This is a genomic window from Pseudoalteromonas sp. 1181_04 (assembly GCF_052850545.1).
In genome coordinates this window covers 1-416 of sequence record NZ_VXCS01000102.1, presented here as the reverse complement: position 1 = coordinate 416, position 416 = coordinate 1, and the positions used below count along the sequence as shown (strand labels likewise).

Here is a 416-nt window from a genome sequence, read left to right as displayed (position 1 = left end):
TCTTATGTTGAACTGGTCATAAATATACTGAGCAATATCTTCCCCCATTAGTCTGCCTCCTTCTGAAGAACTTGCTGACTGTTTTACATAATCTGACAGTGTGTTTAGTTGTTGTAAGGTTAATTTAGCTGGACGACCTTTAATCGGTTTGTTGTTCAAGCCAGTAACGCCATTATTAAGGTAGTTTGAAACCCATTTATTGACACTGCCGCGCGCTGTATTTAGCCGCTTAGCAATATTCGTTCTGTTTTCACCCTCAAAGAATAATGAAACAGCAAGCAGGCGTATTCGCTTTCTCGCATTAGGCTCTTTACGTGATAAAGCTAAAAGTTGCTTGGATTTTTCTAAGTTCAATTTAGTAAAAGTAGATAAGTATCAGTGTGCTAATTAGATCACATAATTTGGCAGATTGGTAT

General features: G+C 37.5%; 1 protein-coding gene. It reads right to left on the bottom strand.

Features of this window, described 5'->3' with window-relative positions; genetic code table 11:
* The coding region (locus FW757_RS23210) for a helix-turn-helix domain-containing protein (protein ID WP_446441792.1) at positions 1-354 on the bottom strand (354 nt) is incomplete at its 3' end.
* Between the last annotated feature and the right edge of the window lie 62 nt (positions 355-416).